The following is a 12,556-nucleotide window of genomic DNA, read 5'->3' as shown; positions in this document are numbered from 1 at the left end:
TTTACTGAAAAGATTAGATAATTAATATAGAAATATAAATTATGAAAAAGATTAATAACCGCAGATGGCTTACCGGTTTAATGCTTATGCCGGTTTTGCTGATCATGCTTATCGTTTCCTGTAAAAAGGGCGAATCAAACATCGAGGTGGTATCGAATGATACTACCAAGCCCGGCGTGGTCACCAATGTTAAGGTTGAGAATTTAAACGGCGCGGCCAGGCTTACCTATACGCTGCCTAACTCTAAAAACCTGCTGTACGTTTTAGCCAGCTATAACATCAACGATAAAACAACCAGGGAAACCAAGGCCAGCTATTATACCGATACCATTACGGTTGATGGTTTTGCAAGGGCAAAAGATTATGAAGTTACCCTGTATGCGGTGAGCCGTGCCAACGTTAAATCAGATCCGGTTGTGGTAAAGGTTAGCCCTAAAACACCCAATTATTTGCTCATCAACGATAACCTGGATATTACCCCTGATTTTGGCGGCGCCAATTTCTTCGGGTTAAACCCTAATAAAGTGCCAATTGCTGTGCATGTGCTGTCGTTAAATGATAAAACCAATAAATACGACGAGCAGGACCCGCAGTATATCAATACCGATTCGGTAAATTTTTCGGTTCGTGGATACGATGCCACGCCTAAAAAGTTTGGTGTGTATACTACCGATAGGTTTGGCAATGTGTCGGATACGGTGTATAAAACGCTTACGCCGCTGTTTGAAACCCTGCTGGATAAAAGCAAATTTTATACCTACCATTTGGATAGCGATAGCCCTATTGGTTATGGCTGGGAGTTCAAGTACCTGTTTGACGGTAACACCGGCGAACCAGGCTGGCATACCCTGAGCGCGCCTACCAAACAGGGCACCTTTGCTTTGGGCGTAAATGCTAAACTAAGCCGTTTTGTTTTATGGGAAAGGTTAAGCGGCGTGTTTGGTTACCAAAATATCAGGCAGCTTACTTTGTGGGGTACCAGTAGCGATGCGCCAAAAGATTCGGTACTGCCTAAAAACTCGGCTCCGGGTACCGTATCCGGCGACTGGGTTAACCTCGGCAACTTTACTTACCCTAACCCGCCATCGGGCTTACCACCAAACCAGGCCAATGCTTCTGATATAGCTTTTGTAGCCGCAGGTGTTAATTTCAAGATCGGCATAAACGCGCCTGCTACCAAATTTATCAGGTTGGAGTGTACACAAACCTGGGGCGGTTTGGATTATGTGAACGCGCTGGAGATCTCATTATATGGTAACCCATTGTAATACAATTAAAAATTAAAGACATGAAGATCAGATACAGTATAGCTGCTTTCTTTTTGGCGAGTATTGCAATATTTGCCTGTAAAAAGTACGATAAGGATTATAAGGCGTTTTTAGATAACCATGAGGTAACTTATCCGGGTTTGGCAAGTAAAGTAACTTTCCATCCCGGTAATTTAAGGGCGGTGCTGGTTTGGCACCCAAGCCCTGATCCGAGTATTAAAAACTATAAGATCACCTGGAACAACGCCACCGACTCGGTGATTGTTGATGCCACAAGCCACAGCCCGGCCGATTCCATCAGTGTATCCATCCCCAATTTAAAGGAGTATGTGTACAGCTTCAGGCTGGTTGCACGTGATGATGCGGGCAATTCATCAGTAGGGCAGGATATTAACAATGTGCGTGTTTATGGTCCGGCTTACCAGTCGGCATTGTTAAACCGTTCGTACAATACTGCCAATCCTTTTCAGGTAAATGATAATGGTTCGGTGAGGTTATTTTTTATTAAGGCCGATACCGGAAACGTTTCAACTACCATCAAGTACACCAATACAGCCGGGGCCGAGGCAACAAAAGAGCTTAGCGTAGATAGCAGCGGCATAACATTGACCGATCTTAAATTGGGAACAGCTATCCAGTACCGCTCATCATATAAACCAACGGCCGATGCGGTTGATGTGTTTAATACTACATCGTTCGATGATTTTCCAAAGATCTACGGGATAGTGGAGTGCGACAAATCACTGTTCAAAGCCTATAATTTACCTACCGATATTCCATCGGCATATGGCTGGGAAACTTATTACCTGTGGGATAAGAGCACCAATGAGCCGGGCTTCCATACCCCGGGAACAAGCATGCCGCAATGGTTTACGTTTGATATGGGGCAGCAGGCGTCGCTGGCTAAAATGAAAATCTGGCAGCGTACTTCGGCCTTGTACAATTATGGCAATCCTAAGCGCTTCGAGATCTACGGCAGCAACAGCCCTAATGCCGACGGTAGCTACGATAGCTGGACAAAACTGGCAAGTTTCACCTCGGTTAAGCCATCTGGTTTGCCGACAGGACAAACCACCCAGGCTGATGCCGACTTTGCCGCAGCCGGCGAGCCGTTCAACTTCCCTGCCGACCTGCCTGCATACCGTTACATCAGGTTCAAAGTACTGGAAACCTGGGGCGGAACAAATTATTTCCACCTCATAGAACTAACTATGTATAAAGTTGATAAGTAAAACCTTGGTTTGGTTTAATAATGACAAATTCCCGTTGTTTCAATTGAAGCAGCGGGATTTGTAGTTTTTAGGGGGCAGTATCAAAGCTATGTCATTGCGAGGAGGAACGACGAAGCAATCGCATGCTATACAGGGCGGCCACTCTTCCGTGCGGTTGCCACGCTATCGCTCGTAATGATATGGTTGTTCATTTTCTATTCACCCCTTCGCATTCCGCATCCTGATCAACGAAAACCGAAGGCTTGAATTGCGAACAGCATCAGCAATGTCAGTTAACGACGGCATAAACCGCAGTTCAATATCCCGGTTTAACAATGCAGCCATGATATCACCAATAACGGTAACCGCTATTGGCAAAGCCGGTTTATAGGATACGTAATAGCCTGCGCATTCATCTATCAGCATAAAATCATCCGGCAAAAACTCGTAACAATACAGGGTTGTTTCTTTGATCTTTTGGTACCAGCCGCTTTCCACAGCAACAATATGACTGGCCGTTGTATTACCCATGAACTTTTGCTTATTCGCATCAATAGTATTAGTTCCTGCATAAAATGTAACCCTCGGACAATCGCGGGGCAGCAGGTAGTTATGCAGCAACTGATCGCTGATAGCGAAAACAACATCGCCGGTAATATTATCAAAATTCGATGGGGAAGGACGGGGAGTAAATATGCTGATGCCGGGCTGTTCGCTGATATGGAAAAGTCGGGGTTTGGGCGGGTGCATAGCCAAACTTACGAAGTTTTTGGAAAGTTTAATCGTCCTGTTGTAATCAACACGGGTTTTGGCTAAAGCCGTTTCTTATCTGTTTATGACCGTCGGTTAAAACCGACGGCAATGAAAATTTTTAGCAAATTCGGCTTGGAAGTGATTCTTAAATCCCAGTTTTTGAAAAAAAAGCCCAAAAGAGAAAAGACTTCATTGCCGTCGGTTTTAACCGACGGATAAAGGCTAATCAACCTAACCGGCTTCAGCCGAAATCTCCTCCCGTCTACCGCTTATGTGTTTTCCGATACTTAGACGGCGACATGCCAATCAGCTTGGTAAACAACCTCGAAAAATAATAAGGATCATCAAAACCCAGGTCTGAGCAAATCTCCTTGATACTTCTGTCGGTAAAATAAAGATATTGGCAGGAAGCCTGGATTTTGAGCAGGTTAAAATAGTTGATAGGCGATGAGCCTGTTTTTTGTTTAAACAACCGCAAATAATGCGATGCCGAAATGCCCTGTTGCTTAGCCAGGTGCATTACCTCAAACTTTTGGCTGATATGCTTTTTCATGTAAGCGATAGAATTGCTCACAAAATCATTATCATAATCAACCGGGTTGGTTTGTTTGTAATACACCAACGAGGAGATGAAGCTGAGCAGGTTGATATTTACGATCTCCATTTCCTTTTCATGATAGCTGTGTTCAAGCACGGCATAGATCTGTTCGTATAGCTTTATCCGGCTGCTATCATACGGAACGGATTGCACCACGGGCTGCCCGTTATCAAGTGAACGTTCATAAATGAGCTGCGAATTTAAGCCGCTGAAATGTACCCAGTAAATACTCCAGGGATTGGTTTCGGAGCTTTTGTAACGATGCGCCACGTTGCGCGGAATGATGAAAAAAGTATTGGGTTTAAGCACATGGTCCTGCCCTCCTAAATAAACATAGCCTTCTCCATCAATGCAGTAAAGTAAAATATATTCGCTGCTGCCGGTGCGGCGCTCCCGGTCGTGATAAGCAGCCTTGGGGTAATAGCCTATGGCGGTAAGGTAAAAGCCCTTGATCAAAGCATTATTGGTGATGGATTTTTTAATGTTTGGCGGCAATACGATCATTTTTTGACCTATAAAGCCTTCTTTGATCCGCTTTTTGGGCTCGGCTATCGCATTCATAACATTACAGCATAATTGGTGCTTAAAGGTATTTATTTTTTTGATCAAAGCAAGTTTTCAATTGCTGTGGCATAATGATAGTATTATCCATCACTTTTTGAAAAATATCCATTTTTTTAACCGCTGTTTCATAGTAGGTTTACCAAAACCAATTAGGGACTAAAACAGGTAACCGCCTGTTTAATGACAGATAAATACATGAAATATCAATTTAAATATCAATACGCGCATGGCTGTTAAAACTTCATCCAGTTTATGGGGGCAGCTTAACAGTGCCGATGTGTTCCTTTTCAGGATCGAAAACGAAAATGGGGCTTATGTTAAGCTTACCAATTATGGTGCAGCCATTGTATCCATTGTGGTGCCCGACAAGCAGCAACAGCTCGAAAACGTGGTGGTGGGCTTCCCTGATCTGGATGGATATTTAAATGATACCTGTTATATAGGCTCAACCATAGGTCGGTACGCCAACCGCATTGGCAATGCCCGGTTCAAGTTGGATGGCAAAATCTACTATTTGGACACTAACGACGGAAAAAACTCCAATCATGCAGGCAAAAGCGGCTTTAACTATCGCGTATTCGCTGCCGAAGCTATTGATAATGGCGTAATCATGACGCTGACCAGCCCTGATGGAGATGGCGGCTACCCCGGTACATTAGAACTTACGGTTACCTACACCTGGAGCGATGATAATGAACTGCTGATCAATTATAAAGCCGCTACCGATAAATCTACCATAGCCAATTTTACCAATCATGCCTATTTTAATTTGTCGGCATTTAAGAGTAAGATCTATAACCATAAGCTTACCATATCGTCGGAATACATTGTGGATTCGTACGAAGATTATACGCCAAGCGGAGCTATTATTCCTGCCCGGCAAAAGGCTTTCAGCAATAACAAGTTAAGTGATAAATTTAAAATAGATGAAAGCAAGGTTGAAGGGCTTAACCTGTTTTATATCATCGATACAGAAACGGAAGAGAACAAACTGGCTTATGCCGCTCTTTTAACCGACGAAGAATCGGGTCGTACGCTTAAAGTCTATACAGATTATCCGGGCGTTTTCCTGTACACTGGCGACTATTTAAGCAGTACCTCGCCAACCCATACCGGTAAGTCGGCAAAACCGTTTGATGCCCTTTGCCTGGAATGCCAGCATTATCCGGATAGCATTAATCACCCTAATTTCCCGCAGGCCACATTACAGGCAGGCGATGTTTACGATCAAAGCATTTTATACAAGTTCGGCACTATATGAAAAAACACGCCCTGATATTTTCTATGCTATCTGCTTTTGCCCTTGCGGCGTCGGCGCAAACCTACACAGTTAAATCGCCCGATAATAACCTGAAACTGGAGCTCAACGTGAACGACAGTATTAGCTATTCATTGACTTATAAAAACAACCAGCTGATCTCGCCATCGGCCATTGGCCTTAAGCTGGATAAAACTACCCTTGGTGCAAGCGCCAAAGTTTTAAGCGTCAAACCATCGGCAGTAAATAAAACCATCCGCCCGCTGTACGGCAAAGCCGCTGTACTTACCGATAATTATAACGAATTAGCTATCAGTTTTGCAGGTAATTACAAATTACTGGTACGCGCTTATAATGAAGGTGTTGCTTATCGCTTTGTTACCGATTTAAAAGATTCGGTGAAAGTAATAAGCGAGCAGGCTGGCTTTAACCTGAAAGGTGCGCCCGGCACAACTATTGCCGAAACCGACAATTACACCGCTTGGGAACTGGCTTATAACCAATACAAATCCATCAGCGAAGTAAAAGAAGATAAACATGCCATCACCCCAGCGTTGTACAGTTACAACAATGGCGTAAAACTGGTTATTGCCGAAGCCGACCTGTTTGATTACCCCGGCATGTACGTTAAAAAGAAAAACGGCAATATTATTGGCGAATGGGCAGGCTACCCGGCTACTACCAAAATGGGCAGCTGGGGTGATTTTGTTTCGGTAGTAACCTCGCGCGAAAATTATATCGCCAAAGAACCCGGTAAAAAAGAATACCCATGGCGCGTGCTTATCGCTACCGATGATGACAAAAATTTATTAAATAATCAGCTTATTTACAAGTTATCGAAGCCGTCGGTATTGGAAAATACTGCATGGATAAAGCCTGGTAAAGCGGCCTGGGAGTGGTGGCATGATGCTATCCTGCCCGGTGCGCCAATTCCATCGGGGATGGAAAACAGGAGCACGCAGCTGTATAATTTTTATACCGATTTCGCCGCCAAAAACAAGCTGGAATACATGATGATAGATGCCGGTTGGAGCGATAATTATGATGTTAAAAAACGTCTTCAAAAAACCGATATCCGGGCGGTAATTCAGCATGCTAATGAAAAACATGTAGGCATTTTTGTTTGGTGTGTTGCTTCGCCTTTGTTGAAAGACCTGGATGCCAATTTGGATTATCTGAAAGAGATTGGCGCGGTTGGTATTAAAGTCGATTTTTTTGACCGGGATGATCAGCAGGCTATCAAATGGCTGCAGGTAATTGCCGAAGGTGCTGCCAAAAGACATTTAATGGTTGATTTTCATGGTTGCTCAAAGCCAACCGGTTTGCAGCGCACTTATCCCAATATTGTGAACTACGAGGCTGTACGTGGACAGGAATGCTCGAAATGGGATTTTACCACCAATCCGGTACATCATACTACCTTCCCTTTCATCAGGATGCTGGGCGGTCCGCTGGATTATACGCCGGGTTCTATGCGTAACAAATCAAAAGATACTTTTAAGCCTATAGCTGAGGGACTACCTTCAACACAAGGTACCCGCTGTCATGAGCTGGCCATGTTTGTGGTGTTTGATCAGCCGTTGGCTGTATTCTGTGATTCGCCGACCGAGTATGAAAAGTACCCGGATATCGAAGCCTATTTATCGGCCGTGCCAACCGTTTTCGATGAAACTAAACCGCTGGATGCCAAAGTTGGCGAATACATCGCGATAGCAAAAAAGAAAGGCGGCGACTGGTATGTTGGTGCCATGAACAACTGGGATGCAAGGGACGTCAATGTTGATTTCTCTTTCCTGCCTGCAGGCGTTAGTTATACAGCAGACCTATACAGTGATGCCGCCGACGCAGATAAGAATGCAGAAAAATATGAGCATAAAACTATCACCGTTAACCGGTCAACCAAACTAAACCTGAAACTGGCACCAGGCGGCGGCGCGGTTGTACACCTGCACGGGAGGTAGAGGTGAAAGTATAACGTAGTTTTATATGAATAATAGATTGTTAGAAGTTATTTAAAAGCGATTGAAAAAATGTTTTTGTAGAGACGCATAATTGCGTCTCCCGTAGGACAAGCAGATTTTAAGGTGGATAGGCAAACTTAAATTGCATGCGAGAGACGCAATTATGCGTCTCTACATTAAAACTTAATTAAAGTAGATTTATAAAGAGAAGAAGACAACCAATTATCAAATGATCACTGATTTAAAAAAAGAAGTTAAGTTTAACAGCAGCTATATTATAGGGATCTCCTTTATTTCGGCGCTGGGCGGCTACCTGTTCGGCTTTGATTTTGCCGTAATATCGGGTGCATTACCATTCCTCCGCAAAGAGTTTGGGCTCGATCCTATTTGGGAAGGATTCCTGACCGGCTCACTGGCCCTGGGCTGTATTGTGGGCTGTATCATTGCTGGCAGCATTGCCGAAAAATTTGGGCGTAAACCGGGCCTGATGATTGCCGCGTTCATCTTCGCGGTATCGTCATTAGCCATTTCGGTATCAACATGGCTTGCCTATTTTATTACCATGCGCTTTGCAGCCGGCGTTGGCGTAGGGATGGCATCCATGCTTTGCCCCATGTACATTGCCGAGATTTCGCCGGCCAAAGTACGCGGACGTAACGTGGCCATCAATCAGCTTACGGTAGTACTGGGCATCCTGATCACCAACCTGTGTAATTACTTTTTGGCCGATACCGGCGATAACGCCTGGCGATGGATGTTTGGTTTAGGTACCGTGCCTGCAGTAGTTTTTATGCTGGGTGTATTGTTCTTGCCCGAAAGCCCGAGGTGGCTAATGAAAGTAGGCAGGAATGAAGATGCCGAAAAGGTACTTTACAAAATAGGCTCCGAAGAATTTGTTGTCTCTACCAAAGAAGCCATTGAAAAGTCATTGAAAGGAGGGATAGGCAAGCAATCATACCGCGCGGTATTTGAAAAAGCTGTACGTCCTGCTGTGCTGATAGGTATCACGCTGGCGGTGTTTCAGCAGTTTTGCGGTATTAACGTGGTGTTTAATTATACGTCAACCATCTTCGCTTCGGTGGGTTCAAGTTTGAACCAGCAACTTTTTGAAACTGTTTCTATCGGTATAGTTAACCTGGTATTTACGCTGCTGGCTATGTGGCAGGTTGATAAGCTTGGCCGTAAGCCGTTGATGCTCATTGGCTCCTTAGGTTTGTCTATATTTTATATCGTGTTGGCCTACCTGCTGCAAAATCACTTGTCGGCAAAACTGGTGTCGGTTTTTGTATTGCTGGCCATCAGTACCTATGCGCTTTCGCTTGCACCTATAACCTGGGTGCTTATATCGGAGATTTTTCCTAATAAGATCCGCGGCGCGGCATCAACAGTTGCCATCGTGTCCTTATGGGGTGCCTATTTTATACTGGTGTTCACCTTCCCGATACTGGCTAAGGTGTTGGGTACTTACGGACCGTTTTATATGTACGCGGTGATCTGCTTTTTGGGCTTTTTGTTTGTACTGCGGAAAGTGAAAGAAACCAAAGGCCAGACCCTTGAAGAGTTAGAAGAGAATTTAATAAGACATTAATAATTATAAGCTACATGAATAATTTGGATGTAAATGTTTGGGAGGAAAAGGTAATTATCCCAACCTACGGTATAGGCAAGCCCGATAAAAACCCCATGTTTTTTGAAAAGCGGGTTTACCAGGGCAGCAGCGGCAAGGTGTACCCTAACCCCGTTATCGAAAAAATTTACGACGAAAAAGAAGATAAGGAATACACAGGCCTGTACCTGGAAAATAAATACCTTAAAGTGCTGATCCTGCCTGAGCTTGGCGGCCGCATTCAGATGGCTTATGACAAGATCAAAGACCGTCATTTTATTTACCACAACCAGGTAATTAAACCGGCGCTGGTAGGTTTAACCGGTCCCTGGATTTCGGGCGGTATTGAGTTTAACTGGCCGCAGCACCACCGCCCAAGCACTTTTGAGCCGGTTGATTATAAAATTGAAGAAAACTCCGACGGCAGCAAAACTGTTTGGGTTAACGAGGTGGAGCGCATGTTCCATACCAAGGGCATGGCAGGCTTTACCCTGCACCCGGATAAGGCTTATATCGAAATAAAAGCCAAACTGTACAACCGCTCGGCACTTCCGCAAACCTTTTTATGGTGGGCAAACCCGGCTGTAAAGGTTAATGACGATTACCAGTCGGTTTTCCCGCCTGATGTGAATGCGGTATTTGATCACGGCAAGCGTGATGTATCTACCTTTCCAATTGCTACAGGCACTTATTATAAGGTTGATTATTCGCCGGGTACAGATATCTCCAGGTATAAAAATATCCCGGTGCCAACATCATACATGGCTATCAACTCCAACTACGATTTTGTGGGGGGATATGAGCATGATTCACAAGCTGGCTTACTGCATGTTGCCAACCATCATGTATCGCCCGGCAAAAAACAGTGGACCTGGGGCCACAGCGATTTCGGTGTTGCCTGGGACAGGAACCTGACCGACGAAGATGGCCCATATATTGAGCTGATGACAGGAATGTTTACCGATAACCAGCCCGATTTTACCTGGCTGATGCCGCATGAAGAAAAGCATTTTACCCAATACTTTATGCCATACCGCGAGCTTGGTGTAATTAAAAATGCTACCAAAGATATCTTGCTGGCGCTGAATTATGAAGATGGCAAGCTGCTGTTAAAAGTATACGTAACCGGTGAGCAAAACAACCTGAACATTAAACTACAACACGATGGTAAGGTGCTACTAAGCGAGCAGGTTTGTATTGTACCCGAGCAGGTATTTACCCGCGAGATAGCCATTAAAGATGTTAACGAGAATCTTCTATTACTTACTGTGCACTCAGCAGCAGGCAAAGAATTAATTAAGTATGATGCGGCAAGCAACAAACTCAATAACATCCCGGAACCGGCCAAACCGGCCCTGCTGCCTGCCGATGTGGAAAATAATGAACAGTTGTTTCTAACCGCCCAGCATTTGGAGCAGTACCGTCATGCTACTTACAGCCCGGTACCATATTATGAAGAAGCTTTACGCCGCGACGCCAAGGATATCCGCAATAACAATGCTTTAGGCTTATGGTACCTGCGCCGCGGGCAATTTGCTAAAAGCGAGCCATATTTCCGCAAGGCGGTTGAAACCATTACTCAGCGCAACCCTAACCCTTACGATAGCGAGTGCTATTACAATTTAGGTTTGGCCTTGAAATTCCTCGGTAAAAAAGATGAAGCTTACAAGGCCTTTTACAAAGCCACCTGGAGCAATGCCTGGAAAGACAGCGGCTACTTTTCGGTAGCACAGATCGACCTGGAAAACGGCGGTTATGAATTGGCGCTTGATCATTCTCTGTCATCTTTAGACAGGAACGCCAACAACAGCAAAGCTTATGTTTTACGTTCGGTGGCTTTCCGTAAACTGGAACGGTTTGAAGAGGCTGTTGAAGTAAGCATTGCAGCTATCAAAAGGGATGCGTTTAACTTAGGCGCGTTGTTTGAGCTGGTTTATGCTTACAAAGCTTTGGGCAATGAAGAAAAAGCCTTGGACAGCCTTAATGAACTGACTAAACTATCACGTGGTTATTATCAAAACTACATTGAATACGCGCTTGATTACGCTAATGCAGGCCTGTACCAGGAAGCTGCCGATCTGCTGAATTATGTTGTTAATGGCGATGCCACCAGTCCTATGGTATATTATTACCTGGGTTATTTTGCCTGCCAGTTGGGCAATAATGAACAGGCATCAGTGTACTTTAAACTGGCTTCGGCGGCTGATTCATACCTGTGTTTCCCCGACAGGCTGGAAGATATCAGCGTGTTGAAATTGGCCGCTGCCCTGGTGTCAGCAGATGCCAAAGCGCCTTATTACTTAGGCAACCTGTTTTACGATAAACTGCAATATGATGATGCCATTGCAGCCTGGGAAACATCGGCACAATTGGATGATACTTTCCCAACCGTGTTCAGGAATTTGGGTATAGCTTATTACAACAAGCGTAATGATCCGGCAAAAGCGTTAACATGTTTTGAAAAAGCCTTTGCGCTGGATACAACGGATGCACGCATCCTGATGGAGCTTGATCAACTATACAAAAAGCTGAATCGCCCTGCTGATGCACGCCTGAAATTTGTTGAAGCTAACCTGGAAACCGCCAAACTGCGTGATGATGTTTACCTGGAGCGCGCAACGTTATATAACTTTTTAGGCGAACACCAGGCTGCTTTTGAGCAGATAACGCAAAGAACTTTCCACCCATGGGAGGGTGGCGAAGGCAAGGCTTCCGGCCAGTATGTTGCATCATTGGTTGAAATGGCCAAGCAAAACATCCGCGAGGGTAAAAATAATGAAGCTATTGAACAGCTAACCCAGGCACAAAGCTATCCCCATAATTTAGGCGAAGGCAAACTGTTCGGCACCCAGGAAAACGACATCTTTTACTGGTTAGGTAAGGCTTATGAAAACCTGCAGCAAACAGAAGAAGCTAAGGCTTATTTTGAAAAGGCAGCCATCGGTTTGGAAGACCCAACAGCGGCAGTTTTTTATAACGATCAACAGCCTGATAAGATCTTTTATCAGGGTTTATCTAAAAAATGTCTGGGTGACAGTACATCAGCAGAGCGTATCTTCAAAAAACTGCTTAATTATGGTATCGGGCACATGGATGATAACGTAAAAATTGATTACTTTGCCGTCTCGCTGCCAAATTTGCTCATTTTTGAAGATGATCTGCAGGTAAGGAACAGGGTGCATTGCTACTTTTTACAGGGACTGGGACACCTCGGTTTACATGATTTTGAGCAGGCACAAAAGGCCTTTACCGAAGTTCTGAAACTTGATGCCGGGCACTTTGGGGCGAGGATCCATCAAAATATGATAAACCAAATTACCGAAGTAGCCGGTTAAAC

General features: G+C 44.6%; 8 protein-coding genes. 6 read left to right on the top strand and 2 right to left on the bottom strand.

Features of this window, described 5'->3' with window-relative positions; genetic code table 11:
- Positions 1 to 41 precede the first annotated feature (41 nt).
- Positions 42 to 1,268, top strand: a complete 1,227-nt coding sequence (locus BMX50_RS26370) for a DUF4959 domain-containing protein (protein ID WP_091217323.1) — start codon at positions 42 to 44, stop codon at positions 1,266 to 1,268.
- 20 nt (positions 1,269 to 1,288) lie between these two features.
- Positions 1,289 to 2,500 (top strand): DUF5000 domain-containing lipoprotein, encoded by a 1,212-nt coding sequence (locus tag BMX50_RS26365; RefSeq protein WP_091217320.1) that lies wholly within the window; start codon positions 1,289 to 1,291, stop codon positions 2,498 to 2,500.
- A 198-nt stretch (positions 2,501 to 2,698) separates the two neighbouring features.
- On the opposite strand, the gene BMX50_RS26360 is transcribed toward BMX50_RS26365, so the two are convergent.
- Positions 2,699 to 3,229 carry a DUF6886 family protein gene (locus BMX50_RS26360; protein ID WP_091217315.1) on the bottom strand — a complete coding sequence of 177 codons (531 nt, stop codon included), beginning with the start codon at positions 3,227 to 3,229 and terminating at the stop codon, positions 2,699 to 2,701.
- 265 nt (positions 3,230 to 3,494) lie between these two features.
- Positions 3,495 to 4,391: an AraC family transcriptional regulator gene (locus tag BMX50_RS26355; RefSeq protein WP_091217313.1), complete on the bottom strand. Its 897-nt coding sequence runs from the start codon at positions 4,389 to 4,391 to the stop codon at positions 3,495 to 3,497.
- 229 nt (positions 4,392 to 4,620) lie between these two features.
- On the opposite strand from BMX50_RS26355, the gene BMX50_RS26350 reads away from it, so the two are divergent.
- The 4 genes from BMX50_RS26350 to BMX50_RS26335 all read left to right on the top strand — a co-directional run bounded on the left by BMX50_RS26350 (position 4,621) and on the right by BMX50_RS26335 (position 12,554).
- Positions 4,621 to 5,655 (top strand): aldose epimerase family protein, encoded by a 1,035-nt coding sequence (locus BMX50_RS26350; RefSeq protein WP_091217310.1) that lies wholly within the window; start codon positions 4,621 to 4,623, stop codon positions 5,653 to 5,655.
- Complete coding sequence (locus BMX50_RS26345; protein WP_091217307.1) at positions 5,652 to 7,613, top strand: glycoside hydrolase family 97 protein; 1,962 nt, start codon at positions 5,652 to 5,654, stop codon at positions 7,611 to 7,613. The genes BMX50_RS26350 and BMX50_RS26345 overlap by 4 nt, the downstream gene beginning before the upstream one ends.
- Positions 7,614 to 7,809: 196 nt before the next feature.
- Entirely contained in the window at positions 7,810 to 9,201 is a 1,392-nt protein-coding gene (locus tag BMX50_RS26340; RefSeq protein ID WP_262494048.1) for a sugar porter family MFS transporter, read from the top strand.
- Between the two features lie 14 nt (positions 9,202 to 9,215).
- Positions 9,216 to 12,554, top strand: coding sequence for a DUF5107 domain-containing protein (locus tag BMX50_RS26335; protein ID WP_091217299.1), 3,339 nt, complete (start codon positions 9,216 to 9,218; stop codon positions 12,552 to 12,554).
- The last annotated feature ends 2 nt before the right edge of the window (positions 12,555 to 12,556 follow it).

The sequence above is a fragment of the Mucilaginibacter gossypiicola genome (assembly GCF_900110105.1).
Lineage (GTDB): Bacteria > Bacteroidota > Bacteroidia > Sphingobacteriales > Sphingobacteriaceae > Mucilaginibacter > Mucilaginibacter gossypiicola.
This window is presented reverse-complemented; position numbering and strand designations above follow the sequence as displayed.

Excerpts from the sequence above, each read along its gene's own strand:
- BMX50_RS26370 (WP_091217323.1), top strand. The coding sequence starts at position 42 with ATGAAAAAGATTAATAACCGCAGATGGCTTACCGGTTTAATGCTTATG.
- BMX50_RS26365 (WP_091217320.1), top strand. The coding sequence starts at position 1,289 with ATGAAGATCAGATACAGTATAGCTGCTTTCTTTTTGGCGAGTATTGCA.
- BMX50_RS26335 (WP_091217299.1), top strand. The coding sequence starts at position 9,216 with ATGAATAATTTGGATGTAAATGTTTGGGAGGAAAAGGTAATTATCCCA.
- BMX50_RS26360 (WP_091217315.1), bottom strand. The coding sequence starts at position 3,229 with ATGCACCCGCCCAAACCCCGACTTTTCCATATCAGCGAACAGCCCGGC.
- BMX50_RS26350 (WP_091217310.1), top strand. The coding sequence starts at position 4,621 with ATGGCTGTTAAAACTTCATCCAGTTTATGGGGGCAGCTTAACAGTGCC.
- BMX50_RS26345 (WP_091217307.1), top strand. The coding sequence starts at position 5,652 with ATGAAAAAACACGCCCTGATATTTTCTATGCTATCTGCTTTTGCCCTT.
- BMX50_RS26355 (WP_091217313.1), bottom strand. The coding sequence starts at position 4,391 with ATGAATGCGATAGCCGAGCCCAAAAAGCGGATCAAAGAAGGCTTTATA.